This window comes from Paraburkholderia caribensis, assembly GCF_002902945.1.
Taxonomy (GTDB): domain Bacteria; phylum Pseudomonadota; class Gammaproteobacteria; order Burkholderiales; family Burkholderiaceae; genus Paraburkholderia; species Paraburkholderia caribensis.
Genome location: NZ_CP026101.1, coordinates 2,611,985 through 2,637,583 on the forward strand (window position 1 = coordinate 2,611,985; position 25,599 = coordinate 2,637,583).

Consider the following 25,599-nt stretch of genomic DNA (forward strand, 5'->3'; position numbering starts at 1 on the left):
ATTAACCCCGGGTCCGGTATTGATGCACGGCCTGCAGGCTCGTATCCAGATTCGGCACGTCGACGGCGCCCGAGCCGTCGTCCACCTGCTTCACGAGGTCGCGCACCGTCTGCACCTGCTTCGACGAAGCGTCGAAGTAGCGCGCGAGCGCGTTGTCTGCAGCGTGAAGGTCGGACTTGAGCGTCGTCTGGTTGCGCGCGAGCAGCGCGAGACGCGCCGACAACAGGCGCATCTTCAGGTTCTCGCGCACGAAATAGCCCTGATCGGGCGCGACGAGCATCGCGTCGGCGTGGTCGATGCGGCGCACCTGCACGAGACTCGTCAACTGCTCGCCGATACCGGCAACGAGTTGCTTCCACCACACCTTCCACTTCGGCTCACCCGTGGCGGCCGCGACGCGGTCGACATCCTTCGGTGTGGACGCGTGCGGCGTGGCGTGCGCAATCGGCGCCTCGCCCGACAGCGGCAACTGGTCGATCTGATCGATCGCGTTGTCGAGCTTGATGGCGAGGCCCGTCAGGTCGGTGGACGGCGCGGACTTCAGCTTGTCGATGTCCTGCGCGATCGCCTTGCGCACGGCCAGCACCTGCGCACCGTCCGACGCGGCGAGGCGCGTGTCCGCGCTTTGCAGCGCGAACAGCGCGAGCTGCGTGTTGCCCGTCAGTTGCAGTTGCTCGCTTGCAGCCGACAGCATCTGCCCCACTTCGGCCATCGTCCAGTCATCGCGGTTGCGCGCGAGGTCCGCGTATTGCTGCTGCAGCGCCTGCTGCGCGTTCTGCGCATCGGCGAGCTTGCCTTCGAGCTGCGCGAGTTGCGCATCGGCCTGACGCACGCTGGCGACGGCCTGCTCGGTCTTCACGCGCAGTTCGGCCGTCTGCGAATCGTTGGCCTGCTGGCGGTGCGACAGTTGCTGATCGAGCTTGATGATCCTGCGGTTCAACGCAATGCCGCCCGCGACCGCCGCGAAGAACACCAGCGCAATGACAACCCAGAGCAGCGTGTTGCCCCTGGGCTTGGCCTGTTGCATTTCATACGGCGTAAAGGGTTGATTCGGCGGCAGCGCAGTGGCGGACCGCGGCGCGGAGCCGGACGTCGGGGGTGTAGGGGTCGTGGATGCGTTGGTATCAGACATGCGTTCTTGTGCCGGGTTGGACTGGACCGGTTGAACTTCAAAAGGTGTCGCGAGAGACAACAGCGTACGGGCGATCCGTTCGTCGCCCGCACCGGACACCGTAATGCTATCAAAACCCAATGCCCGCGCCGTTTCTGCGATGCGCGGATGGGGCGCGACGAACATCGCGCGTTTCAGGTGTGCCTGCTCGTTCGTCGTGAGATGGTCGTGCGCGAGCTCGGCGAGATTGCGCACGCCCTCGGAACTCGTCACGAGCCATGCGTGCGGCGTCTTCGACTCGTCCGACAGCAGCGCGTGAATACGCGACCATGCGCCGATCGACGGGTCGGGCACGAGGCGCCGGTAGGCCGCGACCGTCTCGACTTCGGCGCCCGCTTCGCGCAGACGCTCGGCGAGCCATTCCCGGCCGCCGTCGCCGCGCACGATCAGCACGCGCTTGCCTTCGAAGGCGTTTTCGCCGAGCAAGGTTTCGAGCGCTGCATACAGCGCCTCGGAATCGAAGCGAGCGCCGTCGTTGTCATCGGCCGATGCGCCCGGGCTGATCACCTGGTACGCGGGCGCTTCGACGCCATGCTTCGCGAGCGCCGCGACGCTGCCCGGACCGACCACGCCGACGGGCAGCGCGTGCGGCCAGATCGCGTCGTGGCTCGCGAACGCGTAATCGACGGCATTCGGCGAGACGAAGACAACCAGCGCGTATCGGTCGAGCGATGCGAGCGCGGCGCGCAGCGGCGCTTCGTCGTCCGCTGCGGCGATGTCGATCAAGGGAAATTCGACGGTCGCGACACCCGCGTCGTGCAGCGTCTTCGCCAGCGCGTCGGACTGTCCCGCCGGACGGGTCAGCACGACGGTCAGATGCGTCGCATGCGATGCGCCTGCGCCGTCCCTGGACGGCAATGCCTCGGGTGTCGGGTTCGAGCCGGCCGCCATCACGCGGAAGCGGCCGGGCCGCTCGCCGTGGTGAGCGCGCGGACGATGTCGAGTGCGCCCTGCGCTTCGAGCTGGCTCGCGACCTCGCGGCCCAGTTCGAGCGCGGCGCCCGTCGTGGCTGCGGGCGCCGAGGCTTGCGCGGACAGCACGCGCTGGCCGTCGGGCGTCGCCACGACGCCGCGCAGATGCAGCGCGCCGTCGTGCCACGTCGCGTAAGCGGCGAGCGGCACTTCGCAGCTGCCGCCCAGCGCGCGCGACACCATGCGCTCCGCTTCGACCGCGGCCGCCGTGTGTTCGTGATGCAGCGGGGCAAGCCATGCCGCGAGGTCGGTGCGGTCCGCGCGGATCTCGATGCCGAGCGCGCCCTGGCCCGCGGCGGGGAGACTGTCCGCGGGATCGAGCAGCGACCGGATACGGTCGCCGAGGCCCAGACGCTTGAGGCCGGCCGCCGCCAGAATGATGGCCGCGTAATCGCCACGGTCGAGCTTCGAAAGACGCGTGTCGAGATTGCCGCGCAGCGGCTTCACGACGAGTTCGGGATAGCGCGTGCGCAGCATCGCTTCGCGGCGCAGGCTCGACGTGCCGACCACGCTGCCGGACGGCAGCGCGGCCAGCGATTCGTACTGGTTGGAGACGAACGCGTCGCGCGGATCCTCCCGCTCCATGATGGTCGACAGCGCGAAGCCTTCGGGCAACTCCATCGGCACGTCTTTCAGAGAATGGACGGCGAGATCGGCGCGGCCGTCGGCCAGCGCGTTCTCCAGTTCCTTCACGAACAGCCCTTTGCCGCCGACCTTGGATAGCGTTCGATCGAGAATCTGATCGCCGCGTGTCGTCATTCCGAGGATTTTTACGTCACAAGATGGATATAATTTGTGCAGCGCACACCGCACATGCTCGGCTTGCCACATGGCGAGCCGGCTTTCCCGCGACGCGATGACGAGCGTGGCGGGCGGAGTGGGCGCAAGCGTCTCGGAATTCATTGTTTGATTCATTGAACGACGGGATGTGATAACAAACAATGTTAGCACGCGCTCGGGCAACCTCTCGCTGGCCGCACGGCCATGCCAGGGCAGCGCAACGGCACTTGCGTGAGACAGTAGTTGGCGCGGCTGCGCTCAATTCCGTCAACCGCCATAGAACCAGAGGAGACAGGCCTGCGGATGCATTCACGCAGAGCCGTCCATAGCCGCATCGATCGTGACTCGCGTGGCCGCCAGAAGCCCCAGCACGGTCGTTCGCGCGTCGAAGCGCCGCATGCGCGATGATTTAATGCGGCGCAGCACGCGCAACCGGCCCTCCTCCGCCGCGCGCGCCGCATGCTGACAGGCTTTGAGCGCAGTTCCCCGCTGTACCCGCAGTTGCAGATCATCATTCTTTGACCCTGGCTTTCCTGAGGAAACATCGTGACGTCTTCCGGATCGGCGCGCCCTGCCCGCCGCACTACTGCCTCGCCCGATGCCGTCAATACCGCATCGGCCGCTCCCGCCGCTTCCGCTGTCAAGGCCGCCAAGGCCGTGAAAGCCACGCAAGCTCTCGACTCCGGCAAAGCCGGCAAATCCACGAAGGCCAAGGCGTCCGCCAACGGCGTCTCGAAACGAATTAAATCCGACGGCGCCGGCAAGCAGGAAGCCGCGCGCGCGTCGAAAGTAACCAGCAACGGCGCCGCGCCGCAACTGAAGGACAACGCCCGCACGCGCGAAGACAAGGATCAGCCGCTCTTCGAAGACATCCGCTACCTGGGACGGCTGCTCGGCGACGTGGTGCGGGAGCAGGAAGGCGACGCCGTGTTCGACGTCGTCGAAGCGATTCGTCAGACGGCTGTGCGCTTTCGCCGCGAGGACGACAGCGTCGCCGCCCAGGCGCTCGACAAGAAGCTGCGCGCGCTCTCGCCGGAGCAGACGGTGAGCGTGGTGCGCGCGTTCAGCTACTTCTCGCACCTCGCGAACATCGCGGAAGACCGTCATCGCAACCGCCGGCACCGCATTCACGATCTGGCCGGCTCGACGTCGCAGCCGGGCACGATCGCGCATGCGCTCGACCGGCTCGTCGAAGCGAACGCCGCCGCGACGCCCGTGCTGCAGCAGTTCTTCAACGACGCGCTGATCGTCCCCGTGCTGACGGCCCACCCGACGGAAGTGCAGCGCAAGAGCATTCTCGACGCGCAGCACGATATCGCGCGGCTGCTGGCCGAACGCGACCAGCCGCTGACGGCGCGCGAGCGTCTGCAGAACGAGTCGCTGCTGCGCGCGCGCGTGACGTCGCTGTGGCAGACGCGCATGCTGCGCGACTCGCGCCTGACGGTCGCCGATGAAATCGAGAACGCGCTGTCGTTTTATCGCGCGACGTTCCTCGAAGAGATTCCGGCGCTCTACGCCGACATTGAAGAAGCGCTTCTCGAGCACGGCCTCGACGCGCGCCTGCCGCCCTTCTTCCAGATGGGCAGCTGGATTGGCGGCGACCGCGACGGCAATCCGAACGTCACGGGCGAGACGCTCGAAAACGCGATCACGCGCCAGGCCGCGGTGATCTTCGAGCACTATCTGGAACAGGTGCACAAGCTCGGCGCGGAGCTGTCGGTGTCGAATCTGCTGGCGGGCGCGAGCGACGAACTGAAGGCGCTCGCGGAAGCTTCGCCCGATCACTCGCCGCACCGCAAGGACGAACCGTACCGGCGCGCATTGATCGGCATTTACACACGGCTCGGCGCGAGTGCGCGCGTGCGGCTCGGCGAAGGTGTCGTGCCGCTGCGCAGCGCCGGCCCAGGCGCGCCGAAGATTCGCGCGACGCCTTATGACGATTCGTCCGAGTTCGTGCGGGATCTGCACGTGCTGATCGATTCGCTGACCGAGCATCACGGCGCGTCGCTCGCGACGCCTCGTCTGTCGCCGCTGACGCGCGCCGCCGAAGTGTTCGGCTTCCACCTCGCGAGTATCGATCTGCGCCAGAGTTCCGACATCCACGAAGCGGTGATCGCGGAGCTGCTGCGGCGCGCGGGTGTCGAAAGCGACTACGCGGCGCTTCCGGAAGCCGACAAGCTGCGCGTGCTGCTCGCGGAACTCGCGCAGCCGCGCCTGCTGCGCTCGCCCTATGTCGAGTACTCGGATCTGGTGAAGAGCGAACTCGGCGTGCTGGAACAGGCACGCGTGACGCGTGAGAAGTTCGGCGCGCGCGCGGTGCGCAACTACATCATTTCGCACACGGAGACGGTGAGCGATCTGATCGAAGTGATGCTGCTGCAAAAGGAAGCGGGGCTGCTGCAAGGCGCGCTCGGCAACCCGGTCGATCCGGCGCGCGCGGGCCTGATGGTGATCCCTCTGTTCGAGACGATTCCCGACTTGCGCAACGCGTCGCACATCATGCGCGATCTGCTGGCGTTGCCGGGCATCGATGCCATCATCGAGAACCAGGGCAACGAGCAGGAAGTGATGCTCGGCTATTCGGACAGCAACAAGGATGGCGGTTTCCTGACGTCGAACTGGGAGCTGTACCGTGCGGAACTGGCGCTGGTGTCGCTGTTCAACGAGCGCGGCATCACGCTGCGGCTGTTCCATGGACGCGGCGGCACGGTGGGGCGCGGCGGCGGCCCGACCTACCAGGCGATTCTTTCGCAGCCGCCGGGGACGGTCGATGGGCAGATCCGCCTGACGGAACAGGGCGAGGTGATCGCCAGCAAGTTCGGCAACCCGGACATCGGCCGGCGCAATCTGGAGACGGTCGTTGCCGCGACGCTCGAAGCGTCGTTGCTGCCGCACGGCAATGCGCCGTCGCAACTGCCCGACTTCGAGGAAGTGATGCAGACGCTGTCGGATGCGGCGATGGCGTCGTACCGGGCGCTGGTCTACGAGACGCCGGGTTTCACCGAATACTTCTTCTCGTCGACGCCGATTGCGGAGATCGCGGAGTTGAACATCGGCAGCCGGCCGGCGTCGCGCAAGCTGCAGGACCCGAAGCAGCGCAAGATCGAGGATTTGCGGGCGATTCCGTGGGGTTTCTCATGGGGACAATGCCGGTTGCTGCTGACGGGCTGGTATGGGTTTGGTAGCGCGGTTGCTGGATGGCTCGAGGCTGCGGGCTCGAATGTCGAGCGTGAACGTCGCGTGAGTCTGCTGCGCAAGATGCATAAGGCGTGGCCGTTCTTCGCGAATTTGCTGTCGAATATGGATATGGTGCTGGCCAAGACCGATCTCGCGGTGGCGTCGCGTTATGCCGCGCTTGTGGCCGACAAGAAGCTGCGTAAGCATGTGTTCGAGCGCATTGTGGCGGAGTGGGAGCGGACGTCCGCTGTGCTTTCTGAGATTACCGGGAAGAAAGAACGTCTTGCGGATAATCCTTTGCTCGCGCGGTCTATCAAAAACCGGTTTCCGTATCTTGATCCGTTGAATCACCTGCAGGTGGAACTGCTTAAGCGACATCGCGCTGGGGATGATAATGTCCGCGTGCGGCGTGGGATTCATCTCACTATCAACGGGATTGCGGCGGGGTTGAGGAATACCGGTTGAGTTCCTTTTTTTGTCCTGCGGACGGCGGTTCTCTTTTTTGAGGCCGCCGTTTTTTTTGTTTCTTGCTTTGGTTTGGTGTGCCTGGTTTTGTGCTGGTCTTTCGGGGATTGGTTTTGCGCTGGCATCCGTGATTTGGACTTGGCGCTGGCATCTGCGATTTGGACTTGGCGCTGGCATCCGCGGTTTGGACTTGGCGCTGGCATCCGCGATTTGGACTTGGCGCTGGCATCCGCGGTTTGGACTTGGCGCTGGCATCCGCGTTACGTTAGCTCGCTTCAAGCGTCGCCCCTGTGCGGGGCGGCACCTACTTTTCTTTGCCGCCGCAAAGAAAAGTAGGCAAAAGAAAGCGGCTCACACCGCCAACATTTCTTCTTGCCTGAGGGCCCCCACAGGTTCTTACACTTCACACGGCAACCACGTGACCCACGTCCGTTGCCAACGCTCTGAATGAGCGCCTCACCCGCTTCATATCCCCGCGTTTCAGCATGCCTCACCAGACAGTCCGCGGCCGCCCAGGTGGCAAACTGTGTGTCGGCTTTCGCGCCATACGCGCACCACTCCGGACCGATAGCGCACGCATCCCACCTTGTAAGAGCGCCGAGCTATACGACGCGACAACCTACACACAGTTTGCCACCTGGGCGGCACATGCCGTTCGCTGCCGCTGGCCTTTGTACGGGTGTCTGAAGCGGGTGAGGCGCCAGTTCGAAGCGCTGGCAACGGGCACCAGCCACGGTACTGACGTGTGAAGTGTGGGGACGTTGGGGGCCCGTGGGTAAACGTCAAGAATTGGCGGTGTGAGCCGCTTTCTTTTGCCTACTTTTCTTTGCGGCGGCAAAGAAAAGTAGGTGCCGCCCCGCACAGGGGCGACGCGTGAGGCGAGCTAACGTAACGCGGATGCCAGCGCAAAGTCCAAACCGCGGATGCCAGCGCAAACATAAGCACACAACCCAAACGCGTCGCAGACAAAAAAACCTCAAACCTCACCACGCCTCAATCATCAAAGCATCGAGCTTAAACGACCCATCTTCGTGTACATCGAAGTATTCCCGAACCTCATCCGGGGCGAACGCCCACAGAGAGCGAATCGCAGCGACACGCGCCTCAGGCGTCCTCATCCTTGCGACCCACGACGCAAACTCGATATTGAGCCGCCAGCGCTCCCGCACCATAGCCTCGAACCCTGCCGCAGCAAAAAACGCCACCCACTCATCCGCACGATAATCGCGAATATGCGACCCATCGCGCAGCACTTCGACAGCCTGAAGATGCGTATCGAGCAGTGGATGCTCGCTCCCAGCGATATCAATGAACATCACGCGCCCGCCAGGCTTCAAAACCCGCCGCACTTCGGCAAGCGCCAACGGCACATCGTGCCAATGATGCGCGCTCATCCGGCTGACGACCCAATCAAACGAAGCATCGTCGAACGGCAACTTTTCAGCCGCACCTTGCTGCGTACGAATATTCGACAACCCGCGCTCAGCAGCGGCAGCAGCAACCGTAGCCAGCATCTGCGGCGCAATGTCATAAGCCACGACAGATCCAGCAGAAACCGCAACCGCAAAACTCGCATGCCCCGCGCCGCATCCCATATCGAGCACCGCCGCGCCCGGCGTCGCCGCCACAGCAGCCGCCAGCGTCTGCAAATCCGCTCCCGTCGCGTGAACCTGGCTCGTCAAATACGAGGCTGCCGTCGAGCCGAACGCGTCGGCTACCTGATCTTGATGCTTCATCGTGTGCTCCTGTGCCTTCAGGGCTGTTTGTGAGGATAGGGTCAAAGTCGCGAGGCGCCTCGCCTGTCGCTACAATAGAGCCCGCCCTGTACCAGTACAAGTCAAGCAATTATTCTGGTATCAACATTACCAGCCACCGCCGTTTCGCCACATGACCACGCCGTCCCCCGCCGATTCCACCCCGCCGCTCGATGCATCGCCCGCCCGCGCGCTCGGCGAGTTCATCCGCGCGCATCGCGAGCGCCTGTCGCCGCAAGCCGTCGGCCTGCCGCCCGGCCCGCGTCGCCGCACACCCGGCCTGCGGCGCGAGGAAGTCGCGCAGCTGTGCGGCGTCAGCCCGACCTGGTACACCTGGATCGAACAGGGACGGCCCGTGTCCGCGTCCGCCGACGCGCTCGCGCGTATCGCCGTCGCGCTGCAGCTCTCGCGCGCCGAACGCGCGTATCTGTTCGAACTGGCCGCCCAGCGCGACCCGGCCGAGCCGGACCCCGCCGCCGCCGATACCCCCGCCATGCTGCTCAAGACCGTGCAGCTCGTCAGCGCGCCCGCTTACGTGCTCGACCGCCAGTTCACCGCGCTCGCCTGGAACGAGCCAGCGGCAGACCTGTTCGTCGGCTGGCTCGACGGCGAGCACGACCGCAACCTGCTGCGCTACACATTCCTGTCGCCGGATGCGCGCAGCCTGATCGTCGACTGGGAAATCCGCGCGCGGCGTCTCGCCGCCGAATATCGCGCCGATTCGATCCGCCATCAGAACGACGCGCCCACGCGCTCGCTGATCGACGAACTGTCCGCATCGAGCGATGCGTTCGCGCGCTTCTGGGCGTCGCAAGACGTCAACGAGCGCGAAGGCGGCCAGCGCCGCTTCGATCATCCGCGCGACGGCCACGTCGTCTACAACCAGATCACCTTCAAGCCCGCGCACCGCGAAGACCTGAAGCTCGTCGTGCTGATGCGCGAATGAGCTTTCCCGGCCACCCGAAAGCGGCCCGCACGGCGGGTGTTAAAATCGTTGTCTCCTTCGAGGCGGCGCGCGTCTCCATGCGCCGTCAGCGTCTTCACCTCGCATACTGCCCATCACCATGACGTCCCAACTGCATAAAAAAGGCGAAGCCTGGTCGGCTCGCTTCTCCGAGCCGATGTCGGAACTCGTCAAGCGCTACACGTCGTCGGTCTTCTTCGACAAGCGTCTGGCGCTCGTCGATATCGAAGGCTCGCTTGCGCACGCGTCGATGCTGGCCGCGCAAAAGATCATCAGCGCCGACGACCTCGCGGCAATCCAGCGCGGCATGGCGCAGATCAAGGGTGAAATCGAGCGCGGCGAGTTCGAATGGCAACTCGACCTCGAAGACGTGCACCTGAACATCGAAGCGCGCCTCACCGCCCTGATCGGCGATGCCGGCAAGCGCCTGCACACGGGCCGCTCGCGCAACGACCAGGTCGCGACCGACATCCGCCTGTGGCTGCGCGGCGAAATCGACCGTATCGGCGGTCTGCTGAAGGATCTGCGTCTCGCGCTCCTCGAACTCGCCGAAACCAACGCCGGCACGATCATGCCGGGCTTCACGCATTTGCAGGTCGCGCAGCCCGTGACGTTCGGCCATCACCTGCTCGCCTACGTCGAGATGTTCTCGCGCGACGCCGAGCGCATGGTGGATTGCCGCAAGCGCGTGAACCGCCTGCCGCTCGGCGCGGCGGCGCTCGCCGGCACGAGCTATCCGATCGACCGTCACGCCGTCGCGAAGACGCTCGGCTTCGACGGCATCTGCGCGAACTCGCTCGACGCCGTGTCCGACCGCGACTTCGCCATCGAATTCACGGCGGCGTCGGCGCTGATCATGACGCACGTGTCGCGCTTCTCCGAAGAACTCGTGCTGTGGATGAGCCCGCGCGTCGGCTTCATCGACATCGCCGACCGCTTCTGCACCGGCTCGTCGATCATGCCGCAGAAGAAGAACCCGGACGTGCCCGAACTGGCGCGCGGCAAGACGGGCCGCGTGAACGGCCATCTGATGGCGCTGCTCACGCTGATGAAAGGCCAGCCGCTCGCGTACAACAAGGACAATCAGGAAGACAAGGAGCCGCTGTTCGATACCGTCGACACCGTCGCCGATACGCTACGTATCTTCGCCGAGATGGTCGCGGGCATCACGGTGAAGGCGGACAACATGCGTGCGGCTGCACTGCAAGGCTTCTCGACGGCAACCGATCTCGCCGACTACCTCGTCAAGCGCGGCTTGCCGTTCCGCGACGCGCACGAAGCCGTCGCGCACGCGGTTCGTTTCTGCGAACAGCGCGGCTGCGATCTGGCCGATCTCACGCTCGACGAGATGAAGGCTGAACTGCCGAACGTCGCTTCGTTGCTGGGCGACGATGTGTTCGGCTATCTGACGCTCGAAGGCTCGGTGGCGAGCCGCAATCATCCGGGTGGCACCGCGCCGGATCAGGTGCGCGCCGCTGTTGCCGCTGCGCGGGCTGCGCTCGGCTAGGCCGCTTCCATTCGGCTGCTGAAAGGCGGACTCTCTGGCGAGGGTTCGCCTTTTTTGTTTTCGCACGGGTTGCCTGCGGCTTCAGACCCGTGCGCCTTCGCTGCACCGCGGCAACAGTGGGCCGCTGTCGCCTCGCCTGCCGTTGCGAAGCGCCGTCGTCGGCTACTATCACGGCAACCATCGGCTTTCATCGTTCACTGTCATGATCATCCGCCCACAACTCCGCTGGTTCCGCATGCTGCTCGCGTGGCGCGGTTCCGTGCTGCCCGAACTGCTGCCGCGTCTGTGCGTCATCCTGCTCATTTCGCTGGTCGCGCTCGCCGTGCATGTTCATCTGCTGAAGATCAGCATCAACATGACCACCACGCCGTTCTCGCTGATCGGCATTGCACTGGCTATCTTCCTCGGCTTTCGCAACAGCGCGAGCTATGACCGCTACTGGGAAGCGCGCAAGCTCTGGGGCAGCCTGCTCAACGAGACGCGTTCGCTCACGCGTCAGGTGTTGACGCTGCCGAACGCCCATATCGACGCAAGCGAAACGCAAGCCTTCGTGCAAGCCTTGTGCGGGTTCGCGCATGCGCTGCGGCATCAGTTGAGAGGTACGGACCCGTCGGAAGATCTGTCGACGAGACTCGACAAGCCGCTCTTCGAGCGCGTCATGTTGTCGCGCTATCGGCCCGCGACGATCATGCTCTGGCTCGGCGAATGGACGCAGCGCCAGGCGCGCGACGGCAAGCTGGACGCATGGACGGTCCAGGCCATCGACCGCAATCTGAATGGGCTCTCGGAGGTGGTGGGCGGCTGCGAGCGGATCGTGTCGACGCCGCTGCCGTTCGCGTATTCGGTGATGATTCACCGCACCGTGTACTTCTTCTGCGCGGCGTTGCCCTTCGGGCTGGTGGAAACGGTCGGCGTGTTCACGCCCGTCTTCTCGGTGTTCGTCGCGTACACGTTCATGGCGCTCGACGCGATCGCATCGCAGATTGAAGAGCCGTTCGGCACCGACGACAACGACCTCGCGCTCGATGCGCTGTCCGGGTTCATCGAAGACGCCGCGCGCGATCTGCTCGCGCAGCCTTCGCTGCAAAAAACCGCTGCGAAAGACGGTTACCTGCTCACCTGACGCGCGCACGGGAAACGCGCGCCGAGCCCACCCGGCGCGCGTCCGTCACAGCAATATCAGTCCGTGCCGTACTTCGGCGAACGCGGACCATACAGCAAACCATCCGCGCCGCCGCTCGACAGCAGCTTGCGGCTCGTCAGGCCCGCGACGTCGTGCGCTTCGTCGCTCAACGTGTGCGCGACCTGCTTCACGGCCGCCTGCACCAGCGCGCCGATCAGCCCGCCGCCGACGTTCACGTTGCCGCCCAGTTCCTTGCCCGTCGCGCCGGCTGCGCCGGACCAGAGGGTATCGCCGGAACGCAGATCGACCAGCTTCGCGCTGGCCGTAACGGCCGTCGTGCTGTCGATCACCATGTACTTCGAGCCATATTGCGAGATCTTCGTGTACAGCGCGGCGTCCGCGCCGAAGATGCTGCGCAGCTTGTCGGGCGCGACGTTCTGGATATCGTTCGCATTGGTCAGCCCGTTGTGCTTGAACGTCTCTTCCATTTCGGCGACAGGCACCACGTAATAGCCGCCTTCCGCGAGCGGCATCGTCATCTGCGACAGCATGCTGTAGCTCGCGCCGACGTCGGTCGTGTCGTTGACGGGCGGCAGCACGAGAATCGTGCTCGGCTTGCTGTTGCGGAACGCGGTGTAGTCCATCTGACGCGCGGGCTTCGACACGCATGCCGTGAGTGCAACCAGCACGGACATCGCAGCGATCAGTTTGAGTGAAAGAATGCGTTTCATCATTATTGGAATTTGCTCAACAGGAAGTCCATGTAAACCGTCGACTCAGGAAACGACTGCTTTTCGGCGAGCAATTCCTGCTTCGCCTGCTGATCGTTGCCGACGCTCGCGTACAGCATGCCCAAATGGGCATGGAAGCCCGGCGGCACCGCTGCGCCCTTCGCGGCGATCTGCTGACGCGCCTTCTCGAGCGCATCGATCTGCTGCTGCGGACTGTTCTTACCCTTGAAGTACTCGTAGACCTGCGGCTGGTAGCCGTCCCATTGATAGAGCGCAACGCTCTTCGTCGTGTTCGCGCACCCCGTCAGCAGCGCGCACGCTGCCGCGACGGGCAACGCGAGGCCCGTCAGCCATTGTTCTTTTTTCATTGTGGTTCCTCGGAATATCCCGTAACGGACTTACTTCGACGCCTGCAATGCGCCTGCGTCGACCTGCTGCACCAGATGATTGACGGCTTCCTTGATGGCCAGATCGAGCACCTTGCCGTTGAGCGTGGAGTCGTACGAAGCCGTGCCGCCGAAGCCGATCACTTCGCGGTTCGACAGACTGTATTCGCCCGCGCCCTGGCTGGTTGCGACCACTTCGGAAGTCGTCGTGTCGACGATGTTCAGACTGACCTTGGCGTACGCGATCTGGCTCTTGCCCTGCCCCAGAATGCCGAACAACTGGTGGTCGCCGACTTCCTTGCGGCCGAACTCGGTGACGTCGCCGGTAATCACGTAGCTTGCGCCTTTGAGCTTCTGCGTCTTGTTCGCAAGCGACGCTTCCTGCGCGATCTCATTCATGTTGTCGCGCTCCAGTACCGAGAAGCGGCGGCTCTGCTGCAAGGTCGTGACGAGGATAGTCTTCGCCTGGCTGCCCACCACGTCGATGCCGTTGGAGAAGATGCCGCGCAAGTAGCTCGAACGATTGTCGAACTTGCCGACGGAGACGAGCACCGGCTTGCCGGCATACGGCACTTGTGCACTGCTGACTTCGGGCGTCGGCAGCGAGCGCGACGCCTCCGTCGCGCATCCGCTCAGTGCCGCAGCAACGAACGTGGCGACGAGCAATGCGGAGGGTTTGGTTAGCTTCAAGATAGTGATCCCGTTCAAAGAATGGCTCGCGTTCCAGGGCCATCGGGATCAGGCGTGCTGCGTGCCGTGCTTCTATCCGACGCTCTGGTAACGCAACGTAAGATAACGGCACCTGGCGATGCATCTTTAAAAAAATGTCACTAAATGGGAGCGCGCGCAGGACGATTTGACTCACCGCGCATAGAACATGCGTGCGGTGAGAAGCACTTGGCTATTTGAACAATTTTTTGAAATGCGGCTCAGTCGTTGCCGGCCGTGTCGCCCATGCGCTTGAGCTGGGCGACGCGCGCGCCGATGATATCGACCTGCGAGCGCGCGTCCATCAATGGGACGGTCGCATCGCGGTAAGCCGTCCACGCGCGTTGCGCGCGAGACAGGACGGGCCGCGTATGTGCAGGCAGCTTCGCGTGCAGGCGCCGGTAATAGCGGTTCAGGTCGAACATCGCGTGCTCGCATTGCGCGTCGAACGAGCAGGCGCGCGGGCGCTTCTTCGGGTCCTGCCTGCCCGCGTTCAACGCCGCTGCGCGCAGCGCGAGCGCGCGGTCGCGCACCGGCTGCAACTGCATGTCGGCGACCGCGAGCTGGTAGGACGTGCCGCGTGTCGTGGCGAGCACGTCGGCGAGCAACTTGCCGTCCGCTTCGCGCCAGGCCTTCCAGCGCTTCTGGCTTTCTTCCCACTTCTTGCGCTGCGCGTCGGGTGCTTTGGACAGCAACTGCTGCAACGACTGGTCCATCGACGCCTGCCACGCGAGCCGCGCCGCGTCCATGCACTGCACCTGACCGATCGTCGACGACATGTCGGCGCGCGCAAGACACGCGCGCATCGATGCGTCGATGGGGTCGGCGGCAGCGACTTCGGCATGCGCCGCGCCGGGTGCCATCATCAGCGCGCTCGCCAACGTCACTGCCGATGCGAACGCGCACAGCGCCGCCGGCGCGCTCTCGCGCGCACGACGCCACCACCCGGAGCGCAGTGCTGTCTTCAGCATCACGAATCGCGCACGCAATCGACGAAGTACTCGATGCGCCCGTTGATCGTCTCACCGACCAGCCCGTGGATATCCGTATGGAAGCCCGGGAAGCGCTCGTTGAACTCGCGCGCGAAGCGCAGATAGTTGACGATGGTCCGGTTGAAGCGCTCGCCCGGAATCAGCAGCGGAATGCCCGGCGGGTACGGCGTCAGCAGGATCGACGTGACGCGGCCTTCGAGTTCGTCGATGGGCACGCGGTCGATCTCGCGGTGCGCGAGCTTCGCGAACGCGTCCGAAGGCTTCATGGCGGGCTCCATGCTCGACAGGTACATCTCCGTCGTCAGACGCGCGATGTCGTTCGCACGGTACACGCTGTGGATCTGTTCGCACAGATCGCGCAGGCCGATGCGCTCATAGGCCGGATGTTGCGCGACGAACTCGGGCAGCACGCGCCACAGCGGCTGGTTGTTGTCGTAGTCGTCCTTGAACTGCTGAAGCTCCGTGACCATCGAGTTCCAGCGGCCCTTCGTGATGCCGATCGTGAACATGATGAAGAACGAGTACAAACCCGTCTTCTCGACGATGATGCCGTGCTCCGCCAGATACTTCGTGACGATCGCCGCGGGAATGCCCGTCTCGCCGAATTCGCCGTCCACGTCGAGCCCCGGCGTGATGATCGTCGCCTTGATCGGGTCGAGCATGTTGAAGCCGTCCGCGAGCGGGCCGAAGCCGTGCCAGCGGTCGTTCGGACGCAGCATCCAGTCTTCGCGCGAGCCGATGCCTTCTTCCGCCAGTTCTTCCGGGCCCCAGACCTTGAAGAACCAGTCGTCGCCGTATTCGGCATCGACCTTGCGCATCGCGCGGCGGAAGTCGAGCGCCTCGGCAATCGATTCCTCGACCAGCGCCGTGCCGCCCGGCGGCTCCATCATCGCCGCCGCCACGTCGCACGACGCGATGATCGCGTATTGCGGCGAGGTGGACGTGTGCATCAGATACGCCTCGTTGAAGCGGTGGCGGTCGAAGGTGCTGTTCTCGCTGTCCTGCACGAGAATCTGCGACGCCTGCGAAATACCCGCCAGCAGCTTGTGTGTGGAGTGCGTCGCGAACACCAGCGCGCCCGTGCGCGGGCGGCCCGCGCCGATCGCATGCATGTCCTGATAGAACTCGTGAAACTCGGCGTGCGGCAGCCACGCCTCGTCGAAGTGCAGCGTGTCGAGCAGATCGCCGAGCAGATCCTTGATCATTTCGACGTTGTAGATCACGCCGTCATACGTGCTCTGCGTGATCGTCAGGATGCGCGGCTTGAGGTTCGGGTTCTTCGCGAGCGCCTCGCGCGCGAACGGATTCGCCTCGATCTTCTTGCGGATGTTTTCCGGCTTGAATTCGTCGCGCGGAATCGGCCCGATGATGCCGAAGTGATTGCGCGTCGGCGTCAGGAACACGGGGATCGCGTGCGTCATCGTGATCGCGTGCAGGATCGACTTGTGGCAGTTGCGGTCCACCAGCACGATGTCGCCCGGCGCCACGGTGGCATGCCAGACGATCTTGTTGGACGTGGACGTGCCGTTCGTCACGAAGAACAGATGGTCCGCGCTGAAGATGCGCGCCGCGTTGCGCTCCGACGCCGCGACGGGGCCGGTGTGGTCGAGCAGCTGGCCGAGTTCGTCGACGGCATTGCAGACGTCCGCGCGCAGCATGTTCTCGCCGAAAAACTGGTGGAACATCTGGCCGAGCGGGTTCTTCAGGAACGCCACGCCGCCCGAGTGGCCGGGACAGTGCCACGAGTACGAGCCTTCGTCCGCGTATTGCACCAGCTCCTTGAAGAACGGCGGCGCGAGCGAATCCAGATACACCTTCGCCTCGCGGATGATATGCCGCGCGACGAACTCCGGCGTGTCCTCGAACATGTGGATGAAGCCATGCAGTTCGCGCAGGATGTCGTTCGGCAGATGGCGCGAGGTGCGCGTTTCGCCGTACAGGAAGATGGGGATGTCCGCATTGCGCTTGCGCACCGCCTCGACGAACGCGCGCAGGTCGACGATCGCGGGCGCGACGTCGGGCGTTTCGCCGTCGCCGTTCTCGACGTAGGGCAGCAGTTCATCGTCGTCGATCGACAGGATGAAGCACGACGCGCGGCTCGACTGCTGCGCGAACGAGGTCAGATCGCCATAGCTCGTGAGACCCAGCACTTCCGCGCCTTCTTTCTCGATAGCCTCGGCAAGCGCCCGGATGCCGGAACCCGAGATGTTCTCGGAGCGGAAGTCCTCGTCGATGATGACGACGGGAAAACGAAACTTCATGTGCGATTCTCCAAAAAGAACGACCGCTGCTTCTGATGCGCAGCGGTCACCCGGATAGCTGGTGATTCAATGCGCGGTTGCGTTACGTCTTCGGTAACGTCACGCCATGCTGTCCTTGATATTTGCCGCCGCGATCCGCATACGACACGTCGCAAATCTCGTCGCTTTCGAAGAACAGCACCTGCGCAACGCCTTCGTTCGCGTAGATTTTCGCAGGCAAAGGTGTCGTATTTGAGAATTCGAGCGTGACGTGCCCTTCCCATTCCGGCTCGAACGGCGTCACGTTGACGATGATGCCGCAGCGCGCGTACGTCGATTTGCCGAGGCAGACCGTCAGCACGCTGCGCGGAATGCGGAAATACTCGACCGTGCGCGCGAGCGCGAACGAGTTGGGCGGGATGATGCAGACGTCGCCCTTGAAATCGACAAACGATTTCTCGTCGAAGTTCTTCGGATCGACGATGGTCGAGTTGATGTTCGTGAAGATCTTGAATTCGTCGGCGCAGCGGATGTCGTAGCCGTAGCTCGACGTGCCGTAACTGACGATCTTGCGACCGTCTTCCGTCGCGCGCACCTGGCCTGGCGCGAACGGCTCGATCATCTTGTGCTCTGCGGCCATGCGCCGGATCCACTTGTCGGATTTGATGCTCATAGGTGAACGCTGCTGACGGGGTGAAATCGGGCCGGCTGACGCTTGCGCGCTGCTTTCGCAACACGCGCCGCCGGACGAAAGGCGCTTATTTTACGCGAACCTGGCGGGCGTGCCCGATGCAAGCTGAATCGCGTGCGCGGACGTGCCGCGCCATGGCGCGCGCCGGCTTTGACAGCCATCGACGATGCAACGTGGATAACGGCAGGAATCGAAGCGAAAACAGGCGGGAGAACGGGCGTTTGCGTATCGCGCAAACGATTGGCGGATAAGAAGCAGGACGAACTGCCAAAGGCGAACGGCGCTGCTTACTGACGGATCAGCCCGCACGCGAGCGCGGGGCCGGCGCCGTGTTGCGGATACGCGTAGGGATCGGACGCTTCGCGGTGGACCAGCACGGCGCGCTGCAGCACGGAGCGCACGCCGTCGAGCGAGACATCCGGCGCGACGATGAAGCCCGCCGCCACGCCCGCCGCGTCCGCGTGGATGTTGCCGAGGTCGCCCTCGACGCGCGAACCCGACTTCAGCCGCTCCGCAGCGGGTGCGAACACGGCGCCCGCGCCGGCGCCGTCGGCGGAATTGCAGTCGCCGCGTTCGTGCACCTGCAGCGCGTGATCGCTGTTCGGCGGCAAGCCCGTGAGGTTGTAGGTCACCTGAACGCCGTCAGAACGTTCGATGAACGTAACCATGCCGCGCGTCTGGTTGCCCAGCGTCGGCAGCAGTTGCGCGTCAGCGCGTTTCTCCTGTGGCTTCAGGAAGCCCATGCACCCTGACAGCAGGGCGCTGGCCGCAGCCAGGACGACGATGGTCTTGATCGCCTCGCCGCCGATTCGTTTTCTCATGCGATCCTCTTGTCGAGCGCCGGCCGTCTCCGCGACCGCGTTGCCGGACCTGATGAAGCCGACATGATACCGCGAGCGGGGCCGCATTCAGACCCCTTTCCACCCGTTCCCGGAAGCGTTGATCGAAGCGTTGTCCGGCGCGTTGTTCAATTGCGCCGCGCCGGCCACAGCAACGCCTTCGCGCCTTATGTGTTCTGCACGACGATGGTCGGGAACTTCGAGCTCATGTCGCGCGAGCGCTCGGCGATATGAATCGCGACCTTGCGCGCAATCGTCCGGTAGATCTCCGCGATGCGGCCGTCCGGGTCCGCGACCACGGTCGGCGTGCCCGAGTCGGCCTGTTCGCGGATCGCGATGTCGAGCGGCAGGCTGCCGAGCACGTCGACGCCATATTCCTTCGACATCCGTTCCGCCCCGCCCGTCCCGAAGATATGCTCTTCGTGACCGCAGTTCGAGCAGATATGCATGCCCATGTTCTCGACGATGCCGAGAATCGGAATGCCTACCTTCTCGAACATCTTCAAGCCCTTCTTAGCATCGAGCAACGCGATGTCCTGCGGCGTCGTGACGATCACGGCGCCCGTGACGGGCACGCGCTGCGACAGCGTGAGCTGGATGTCGCCCGTGCCCGGCGGCATGTCGACGATCAGGTAGTCGAGATCTTTCCAGCTGGTCTGCCGCAGCAACTGCTCGAGCGCGGACGTGGCCATCGGGCCGCGCCACACCATCGGGTTGTCCTGTTCGACCAGAAAGCCGATCGAGTTCGCCTGCACGCCATGGCCCGCCATCGGGTTCATCGACTGGCCGTCGGGCGACTCCGGGCGGCCCTCGATGCCGAGCATCATGGGCAGCGACGGGCCGTAGATGTCGGCATCCAGAATACCCACCGACGCGCCTTCGCTCGCCAGCGCAAGCGCAAGGTTCACGGCCGTCGTGCTCTTGCCGACACCGCCCTTGCCCGACGCAACGGCCACGATATTCTTCACGTTCGGCAACAGTTTGACGCCCCGCTGCACGGTATGCGCAGCGATGTCCTGCGACACTTGCACACGCGCCGCTTCGACGCCAGGCACCGCGCGCAGCGCCTGCTCGACTTGCGCGCGGATCGCTTCGAACTGACGCCTGGCCGGATAGCCGAGTACCACGTCGACGCTGACCGTGGCACCATCGACGCTGACGTTCCTGAAGTTCTTCGCTGCGGCGAAGGGCTTTTGGGTGTTAGGGTCGGCGATGGCCGCGAGGGCGGCGTCTACCAAAGCCCGATCGATGCTCATTGAGTCTCCGTGGGAACGCGTGGCGCGGTGCGCGATCGAAATCTGCGCTGCACGCCTGAAATATTGAAAGAAATTGTTATCCGGCATTGCCTAAAACCTATCTCATTGGCACGCTTGCCGCGCAAGTTTTGCAATAGGGCCGAATCGTCGCCTGCTCAGTCGTCATTGTAGTGGCTGACGCAGGGGCCTGCCGGAAGACCCTTTCCGGCTGTCGGCACGGTCCCAAGCCCTTGCAACTGTCGACTGTTTAATTGAAGAGAGGAACCAGAATGAATGCAAAAATCATGACCCGTTTGTCGGCACTGGCTGTCGTCGGTGCGCTGCTCGGCGGCTGCGCGACCCAGCAAGGCACGGATACGGCTGTCGGCACGGGCGTCGGCGCAGGCACGGGCGCCGCGCTCGGCGCGATCTTCGGCGGCGGCAAGGGCGCTGCGATCGGCGCAGGCGTCGGCGCGGCTGTCGGCGGCGTGACCGGCTACAACTGGCAGAACATCAAGAACAAGCTGTCGGGCGCGACGAAGGGCACGGGCACGCAGATCACCGAGCAGCCGGACGGCTCGCTGAAGCTGAACATCCCGAGCTCGGTCACGTTCGACACGAACAGCTACGCGATCAAGCCGACGTTTGCTCCCGTGCTGACGCAGGTTGCGCAAACGCTGAACCAGAATCCGGAAGTCGTCGCGCAAGTCGTGGGCCACACGGACAGCACCGGCCAGCCCGCCTACAATCAGACGCTCTCCGTCAACCGCGCGCAAAGCGTCGTGAACCAGCTCGCGCAAGACGGCGTCGCGCAACAGCGCCTCGCGGCATCGGGCATGGGCGCCAACCAGCCGATCGCCGACAACAACACGGAAGCGGGCCGCGCGCAAAACCGCCGCGTCGAAATCTACCTGCGCGCGACGGCGCAGCACGCCCAATAAGCTTTTGGGGAAAGACAGACCGTCAGAGCAGGCATCCACGCGCCGGTTTGCGAGGCGCGTTCAGTCGAACCTCGAAGGGCCTCACAAGCTGATCGAAAAATTTTTCGAACTCTTGTGAAATTCCGCGGTCTGTCTTTACGGTACGTGTGCGGCGACGCCGCCGCGTCACCATTCTCCTCTTGTCGTTGTTGCTCCGGGGCCTATAGCCCCGGTTTTTTTTGCCTGTTTTCTGGCGGGTTCCTGCCCCGCTTTCGCCAGCCACTGGCGTTCGTTCCGCAGGCGAAGCCCCCCATTTTTCCTCGCATCGCGCTCGCGTCCCCGCACCATCGTTCTCCGCGCGCTGTCGCCAGCAGTTCACACTGGTAAAATCGACGATTCGGGCCGGTTCCGCGCGCGACGAGAGTCCGCAAAGCCGCGTTCGACACCCGAGCTGCATGAGCGGACACTCCGCCCATGCGGTCCTGGGCACAGCGCCGTCCGCTGACGCCGAAACGTCGTGACGGCCGCCCGTACCTTCCGCCAGTCCATAGAACCCACATGTCAGCAACCGACGCCACCGCGGTTCAATCCGCGGACCTCACCGCCGCCAGCGCGCCGAAGGGCCGCCGTCAGATCCTCGTCACGTCTGCCCTGCCGTACGCGAACGGGCAAATCCATATCGGCCATCTGGTCGAATATATCCAGACGGACATCTGGGTCCGCGCGCTGCGAATGCACGGGCACGAGGTCTACTACGTCGGCGCCGACGACACGCACGGCACCCCGATCATGCTGAAGGCGGAGCAGGAAGGCATCACGCCGAAGCAGCTGATCGAGCGCGTGTGGCAGGAGCACAAGCGCGACTTCGACAACTTCGGCATTTCGTTCGACAACTACTACTCGACGGATTCCGAAGAGAATCGCGTATTGTCTGAATCGATCTACACGGCATTGCAGAAGGCCGGCCTGATCGAAGCGCGCGACATCGAGCAGGCGTACGACCCGGTCAAGGAAATGTTCCTGCCGGACCGCTTCATCAAGGGCGAGTGCCCGAAGTGCCACGCCAAGGACCAGTACGGCGACAACTGCGAAGTGTGCGGCTCGACCTATCAGCCGACCGAGCTGATCAATCCGTATTCCGTCGTGTCGGGCGCGACGCCCGTGAAGAAGACCTCGACGCACTACTTCTTCAAGCTGTCCGATCCGCGCTGCGAGAATTTCCTGCGCGGCTGGGTCGGCGGCCTCGCGCAGCAGGAAGCGACCAACAAGATGCGCGAATGGCTCGGCGACGCGGGTGAAGCGAAGCTCGCCGACTGGGACATCTCGCGCGACGCGCCCTACTTCGGCTTCGAGATTCCCGGCGCGCCGGGCAAGTATTTCTACGTGTGGCTGGACGCGCCCGTCGGCTACTACGCGAGCTTCCGCAATCTGGCGGAAAAGCGCGGCCTCGATTTCGACGCGTGGACGAAGCAAGGTGCGACGACCGAGCAGTATCACTTCATCGGCAAGGACATCCTGTATTTCCACACGCTGTTCTGGCCGGCCATGCTGGAATTTTCGGGCCATCGCACGCCGACCAACGTGTTCGCGCACGGCTTCCTGACCGTCGACGGCGCGAAGATGTCGAAGTCGCGCGGCACGTTCATCACCGCCAACAGCGTGATCGAAACGGGGATGAACCCCGAGTGGCTGCGCTACTACTTCGCGGCCAAGCTGAACAGCACGATGGAAGACATCGACCTGAATCTCGAGGACTTCCAGGCGCGCGTGAACAGCGATCTCGTCGGCAAGTACGTGAACATCGCGAGCCGCGCGGCGGGCTTTCTGATCAAGCGTTTCGACGGGCGCGTGCAGGACAGCGCGATGCAGCATCCGCTGCTCGCGTCGCTGCGCACGGCGATTCCGCAGATCGCCGCGCATTACGAGGCACGCGACTACGGCCGCGCGCTGCGTCAGACCATGGAACTCGCAGACGCCGTCAACGCGTACGTCGATACGGCCAAGCCGTGGGATCAGGCGAAGGACCCGGCCAATGCCGTCGCGCTGCACGAGACGTGCAGCGTGTCGCTCGAGGCGTTCCGGCTGCTGTCGCTGGCCCTCAAGCCCGTGCTGCCGAAGGTCATCGAAGCGGCCGAATCGTTCCTCGGCGTCGAGCCGCTGACGTGGTCGCACGCGAATACGCCGCTGAGCTCGGCGCGCGCGATCAACGCATACAAGCATCTGATGACGCGCGTCGACCCGAAGCAGATCGAGGCGCTGCTCGCCGCGAACCGGGGCTCGCTGCAGCCGGCTGTGTCGCCCGAGGCCCAGGCCGCCGACGCAAAAACCAAAGCCAAGGCGCACGCGAAAGCGACGGCGGCCGTGCACGGCGACGCGCAAGCGAAGCCGGACGACAGCGGCATCATCACGATCGACGACTTCGCGAAGATCGATCTGCGCATCGCGAAGATCGTCGACTGCCGCGCGGTCGAGGGGTCGGACAAGCTGCTGCAACTCACGCTCGACGTCGGCGAGGAGAAAACGCGCAACGTGTTCTCCGGCATCAAGTCGGCGTATCAACCGGAACAGCTGGTCGGCAAGCTGACCGTGATGGTCGCGAACCTCGCGCCCCGCAAGATGAAGTTCGGGTTGTCGGAAGGCATGGTGCTCGCGGCATCGGCGGCTGACGAAAAGGCCGAACCGGGCATCTATGTGCTCGAACCGGACAGCGGCGCGAAGCCCGGCATGCGCGTCAAGTAACGCCTAAGCGGCCATCCTCCGGCGCGGCCCCCGCGCCCACGCAAAAAAGCACGTCTCCCGACGTGCTTTTTTTTCGCCCTTACGCCCGCGCTTTTTGCGGCGGCTTCCTCTCTCAAAATAAGACTCCTCCTAGATTCATCCACAGCGAATTCTTCGAAAATCGAGATCGCTTTATGAGACGCGCGCCGCGGGCCTCCTACGCAGACGGCACGCGCTTCGCGGTGGATGCACCCGCTACGCCGCCGCGCTATCCGCTTTCCATTGAACACGACGCGCTCGCGCAAGCTGAGCCGCTTCCACAGAGCATTGACATGAGCACTGAATTCTCCCTCGACCGGTTCGAATCCCTCGTTTCTGCGCGCGATCACGACGCCGCGAATGAAGAGCTGATCGTGTTGTTCAATACGTTGGCCTCGAACCGCAGCAGGCTGCCCGGCGTCGAACTGGCGCTCGCCGACCCCACCCGACCGGCCAGCGAAGAAGGCGCGCGGACGCTGCAGCGCATCACGGACGCCATCACCGCGCTCCTCGCCGATCCGCAATTCCAGCTGAACGAAAAACAGTTCAATCAGCTTTTCTCCGCCCGGCATTTCCTCAACATGCTGTTCGTCGCGTCGGCGTATGGCAGCACGGACCACATTCTGCGCACGCTGCTCGCCGACGCAGGCGAAGCGCCCGCCGCCGACGTCGCGAAAGCGCTGATCAGGAAGCAGATCGTGCTCTACACCGTGGAATCGGAGTACGACATCGATCTCGCCGACATGGCGAAGAGCGATCCCGTGCTGGCAACGAGCCTCGGCATGTCGGTCGTCAGTTCGGCCGTGGTGATTTCGCCCGCAGCGCACGCCAAGCGCGAACGTCTGATCGAATGGCTGCCCAGCGCCCTCGAATCCATCGAAGATCTCGACGATCTGGCCGGCCCGGCTGTTTGCGGTGCGTACATGCATTGCAGCTATTCGGACTTGCCGAACCGGCACGCGATCAAGCGCGGCATCAGCCGGCTGGTGCGCAAGAAGCTGGGCACACTCGGCCTGCTCGACCACGAAGCCGAAGTCGGCCGTGCTGCAACGCCCGAAGCTGCGGCATCGCGCGGCGAACGCAAGCCGCTGATGGTGGTGGTGCTCGAATGGTTCAACGGCGGCCATTCGATCTATCGCACCCATTCGCGCACGATGCTCGCCGCCCGCGAGCGCTTCGAAGTCGTTGCGTTCGGCGACGCGCAGCATGTAGACGAAGCGGGACGCGCGGTGTTCGACCGCTTCATACCGTTCGAGCATGCCGAATATGTCGGCGAGATCGTCCGGCAGGTGCGGGACTTCGCGCTCGAGAATCAGGCGGCCGTGCTGTACATGCCGAGCGTCGGCATGTTCCCGCATACCGTCTTCATGACGAACGTGCGCGTCGCGCCGCTGCAGATCGCCGCGCTCGGCCATCCCGCGACGATGCACGCCGAATGCATCGACTACGTGAGCGTCGAGGAAGACTTCGTCGGCGATCCCGCGTGCTTCAGCGAAAAGCTGATGCAACTGCCGAAAGACGGCCAGCCGTACGTGCCGTCCAGGCTGCTGACCGACGTTGCGCCGAGCCTCCCCAGGCGTGGCGAGTTCATCAACATCGCCGTGACGGCGAGCGCGATGAAGCTCAATCCGCGCTTTCTCGACGCGTGCCGCCGCATCATCGACACGGCCGGCATCCCGGTGGGCTTCCACTTCATGACGTCCTGGTCAGAAGGACTCGATATCGCGTACGTGCGCCGTCTGGTCGAGTCCGCGCTGCCGCTCGAAAATGTCGTGGTGTACGGCGGGATGAGCTATCCGGCCTATCTGAGGGTGATCAACCTGATGGACATGTTCGTCAGCCCGTTCCCGTTCGGCAACACCAACGGCATCGTCGATGCATTCACGCTCGGCCTGCCCGGCGTCAACCTGTGCGGCCGCGAGGTCTTCGAGCACATCGACAGCGGGCTGTTTGAACGCTGCGACATGCCCGGCTGGCTGACCACCCATTCCGTCGACGAATACGTGCGCGCAGCCGTGCGGCTCGCCACCCAGCACGAGGAGCGCGAAGCGTTGCGCCGCAAGATGATCGAGACGAAAGCGGTAGAACGGATTTTCGAGGGGCGGCCCGAAGCGTTTGGCCGGAATGTGCTGGCGCTCGTGAACGCACAGGCGCAAGGCCACGTGAACTTGCAGACTCGAATCTGACC

At 64.1% G+C, this 25,599-nt stretch carries 18 protein-coding genes; 7 read left to right on the forward strand and 11 right to left on the reverse strand.

Annotation, left to right across the window (positions count from 1 at the left end; all coding sequences use genetic code 11):
* Nucleotide 1: 1 nt before the first annotated feature.
* Both hemDX and hemC read right to left on the reverse strand, forming a co-directional pair.
* Nucleotides 2–2,062: a fused uroporphyrinogen-III synthase HemD/membrane protein HemX gene (gene hemDX, locus C2L66_RS11655; RefSeq protein WP_060600009.1), complete on the reverse strand. Its 2,061-nt coding sequence runs from the start codon at nucleotides 2,060–2,062 to the stop codon at nucleotides 2–4.
* Entirely contained in the window at nucleotides 2,062–3,045 is a 984-nt protein-coding gene (hemC, locus tag C2L66_RS11660; RefSeq protein ID WP_060600007.1) for a hydroxymethylbilane synthase, read from the reverse strand. The genes hemDX and hemC overlap by 1 nt, the downstream gene beginning before the upstream one ends.
* 423 nt (nucleotides 3,046–3,468) lie before the next feature.
* On the opposite strand from hemC, the gene ppc reads away from it, so the two are divergent.
* On the forward strand, nucleotides 3,469–6,564 hold the full coding sequence (ppc, locus tag C2L66_RS11670) for a phosphoenolpyruvate carboxylase (protein WP_060600006.1): 3,096 nt from the start codon (nucleotides 3,469–3,471) through the stop codon (nucleotides 6,562–6,564).
* 983 nt (nucleotides 6,565–7,547) lie between these two features.
* Here the strand turns inward: ppc and C2L66_RS11675 are convergent.
* The gene (locus tag C2L66_RS11675) at nucleotides 7,548–8,300 is read right to left on the reverse strand and encodes a class I SAM-dependent methyltransferase (RefSeq protein ID WP_060600003.1); all 753 of its coding nucleotides are present in this window, start codon (nucleotides 8,298–8,300) and stop codon (nucleotides 7,548–7,550) included.
* Between the two features lie 151 nt (nucleotides 8,301–8,451).
* On the opposite strand from C2L66_RS11675, the gene C2L66_RS11680 reads away from it, so the two are divergent.
* The 3 genes from C2L66_RS11680 to C2L66_RS11690 all read left to right on the forward strand — a co-directional run bounded on the left by C2L66_RS11680 (nucleotide 8,452) and on the right by C2L66_RS11690 (nucleotide 11,912).
* Nucleotides 8,452–9,264, forward strand: coding sequence for a helix-turn-helix transcriptional regulator (locus C2L66_RS11680; RefSeq protein WP_060600001.1), 813 nt, complete (start codon nucleotides 8,452–8,454; stop codon nucleotides 9,262–9,264).
* 118 nt (nucleotides 9,265–9,382) lie between these two features.
* Nucleotides 9,383–10,789, forward strand: coding sequence for an argininosuccinate lyase (gene argH, locus C2L66_RS11685; RefSeq protein WP_060599999.1), 1,407 nt, complete (start codon nucleotides 9,383–9,385; stop codon nucleotides 10,787–10,789).
* Nucleotides 10,790–10,991: 202 nt separating this feature from the next.
* Nucleotides 10,992–11,912 carry a bestrophin family protein gene (locus C2L66_RS11690; RefSeq protein WP_054929879.1) on the forward strand — a complete coding sequence of 307 codons (921 nt, stop codon included), beginning with the start codon at nucleotides 10,992–10,994 and terminating at the stop codon, nucleotides 11,910–11,912.
* A 56-nt stretch (nucleotides 11,913–11,968) separates the two neighbouring features.
* Here the strand turns inward: C2L66_RS11690 and C2L66_RS11695 are convergent, their stop codons facing one another.
* The 8 genes from C2L66_RS11695 to apbC form a co-directional block, all read right to left on the reverse strand.
* Nucleotides 11,969–12,643 (reverse strand): DUF799 domain-containing protein, encoded by a 675-nt coding sequence (locus C2L66_RS11695; protein WP_054929889.1) that lies wholly within the window; start codon nucleotides 12,641–12,643, stop codon nucleotides 11,969–11,971.
* Nucleotides 12,644–12,645: 2 nt separating this feature from the next.
* Nucleotides 12,646–13,011 (reverse strand): DUF4810 domain-containing protein, encoded by a 366-nt coding sequence (locus C2L66_RS11700; protein ID WP_060599997.1) that lies wholly within the window; start codon nucleotides 13,009–13,011, stop codon nucleotides 12,646–12,648.
* Nucleotides 13,012–13,041: 30 nt separating this feature from the next.
* Nucleotides 13,042–13,719: a CsgG/HfaB family protein gene (locus tag C2L66_RS11705; protein ID WP_036003470.1), complete on the reverse strand. Its 678-nt coding sequence runs from the start codon at nucleotides 13,717–13,719 to the stop codon at nucleotides 13,042–13,044.
* 239 nt (nucleotides 13,720–13,958) lie between these two features.
* Nucleotides 13,959–14,708: a lysozyme inhibitor LprI family protein gene (locus C2L66_RS11710; RefSeq protein WP_054929877.1), complete on the reverse strand. Its 750-nt coding sequence runs from the start codon at nucleotides 14,706–14,708 to the stop codon at nucleotides 13,959–13,961.
* Nucleotides 14,708–16,990 (reverse strand): arginine/lysine/ornithine decarboxylase, encoded by a 2,283-nt coding sequence (locus tag C2L66_RS11715; RefSeq protein ID WP_054929876.1) that lies wholly within the window; start codon nucleotides 16,988–16,990, stop codon nucleotides 14,708–14,710. The genes C2L66_RS11710 and C2L66_RS11715 overlap by 1 nt, the downstream gene beginning before the upstream one ends.
* Nucleotides 16,991–17,072: 82 nt before the next feature.
* Nucleotides 17,073–17,642, reverse strand: a complete 570-nt coding sequence (gene dcd, locus C2L66_RS11720; RefSeq protein WP_036003461.1) for a dCTP deaminase — start codon at nucleotides 17,640–17,642, stop codon at nucleotides 17,073–17,075.
* A gap of 305 nt (nucleotides 17,643–17,947) precedes the next feature.
* Nucleotides 17,948–18,481 carry a superoxide dismutase family protein gene (locus tag C2L66_RS11725; RefSeq protein WP_054929888.1) on the reverse strand — a complete coding sequence of 178 codons (534 nt, stop codon included), beginning with the start codon at nucleotides 18,479–18,481 and terminating at the stop codon, nucleotides 17,948–17,950.
* 185 nt (nucleotides 18,482–18,666) lie between these two features.
* Nucleotides 18,667–19,755 carry an iron-sulfur cluster carrier protein ApbC gene (apbC, locus tag C2L66_RS11730; protein ID WP_060602524.1) on the reverse strand — a complete coding sequence of 363 codons (1,089 nt, stop codon included), beginning with the start codon at nucleotides 19,753–19,755 and terminating at the stop codon, nucleotides 18,667–18,669.
* Between the two features lie 269 nt (nucleotides 19,756–20,024).
* On the opposite strand from apbC, the gene C2L66_RS11735 reads away from it, so the two are divergent.
* From C2L66_RS11735 to C2L66_RS11745, 3 genes are all read left to right on the forward strand, one after another.
* Nucleotides 20,025–20,675: an OmpA family protein gene (locus C2L66_RS11735; RefSeq protein WP_054929875.1), complete on the forward strand. Its 651-nt coding sequence runs from the start codon at nucleotides 20,025–20,027 to the stop codon at nucleotides 20,673–20,675.
* A gap of 537 nt (nucleotides 20,676–21,212) precedes the next feature.
* The gene (gene metG, locus C2L66_RS11740; protein WP_060599995.1) at nucleotides 21,213–23,393 is read left to right on the forward strand and encodes a methionine--tRNA ligase; all 2,181 of its coding nucleotides are present in this window, start codon (nucleotides 21,213–21,215) and stop codon (nucleotides 23,391–23,393) included.
* A 173-nt stretch (nucleotides 23,394–23,566) separates the two neighbouring features.
* Nucleotides 23,567–25,597, forward strand: coding sequence for a hypothetical protein (locus tag C2L66_RS11745; protein WP_060599992.1), 2,031 nt, complete (start codon nucleotides 23,567–23,569; stop codon nucleotides 25,595–25,597).
* Nucleotides 25,598–25,599 lie beyond the last annotated feature (2 nt).

Bases quoted from the DNA above. Each gene is read 5' to 3' on its own strand.
- hemDX (WP_060600009.1), bottom strand. From the start codon at position 2,062: ATGGCGGCCGGCTCGAACCCGACACCCGAGGCATTGCCGTCCAGGGAC.
- hemC (WP_060600007.1), bottom strand. From the start codon at position 3,045: ATGAATTCCGAGACGCTTGCGCCCACTCCGCCCGCCACGCTCGTCATC.
- C2L66_RS11675 (WP_060600003.1), bottom strand. From the start codon at position 8,300: ATGAAGCATCAAGATCAGGTAGCCGACGCGTTCGGCTCGACGGCAGCC.
- C2L66_RS11680 (WP_060600001.1), top strand. From the start codon at position 8,452: ATGACCACGCCGTCCCCCGCCGATTCCACCCCGCCGCTCGATGCATCG.
- argH (WP_060599999.1), top strand. From the start codon at position 9,383: ATGACGTCCCAACTGCATAAAAAAGGCGAAGCCTGGTCGGCTCGCTTC.
- C2L66_RS11690 (WP_054929879.1), top strand. From the start codon at position 10,992: ATGATCATCCGCCCACAACTCCGCTGGTTCCGCATGCTGCTCGCGTGG.
- C2L66_RS11695 (WP_054929889.1), bottom strand. From the start codon at position 12,643: ATGAAACGCATTCTTTCACTCAAACTGATCGCTGCGATGTCCGTGCTG.
- C2L66_RS11700 (WP_060599997.1), bottom strand. From the start codon at position 13,011: ATGAAAAAAGAACAATGGCTGACGGGCCTCGCGTTGCCCGTCGCGGCA.
- C2L66_RS11710 (WP_054929877.1), bottom strand. From the start codon at position 14,708: ATGCTGAAGACAGCACTGCGCTCCGGGTGGTGGCGTCGTGCGCGCGAG.
- C2L66_RS11715 (WP_054929876.1), bottom strand. From the start codon at position 16,990: ATGAAGTTTCGTTTTCCCGTCGTCATCATCGACGAGGACTTCCGCTCC.
- dcd (WP_036003461.1), bottom strand. From the start codon at position 17,642: ATGAGCATCAAATCCGACAAGTGGATCCGGCGCATGGCCGCAGAGCAC.
- C2L66_RS11725 (WP_054929888.1), bottom strand. From the start codon at position 18,481: ATGAGAAAACGAATCGGCGGCGAGGCGATCAAGACCATCGTCGTCCTG.
- apbC (WP_060602524.1), bottom strand. From the start codon at position 19,755: ATGAGCATCGATCGGGCTTTGGTAGACGCCGCCCTCGCGGCCATCGCC.
- C2L66_RS11735 (WP_054929875.1), top strand. From the start codon at position 20,025: ATGAATGCAAAAATCATGACCCGTTTGTCGGCACTGGCTGTCGTCGGT.
- metG (WP_060599995.1), top strand. From the start codon at position 21,213: ATGTCAGCAACCGACGCCACCGCGGTTCAATCCGCGGACCTCACCGCC.
- C2L66_RS11745 (WP_060599992.1), top strand. From the start codon at position 23,567: ATGAGACGCGCGCCGCGGGCCTCCTACGCAGACGGCACGCGCTTCGCG.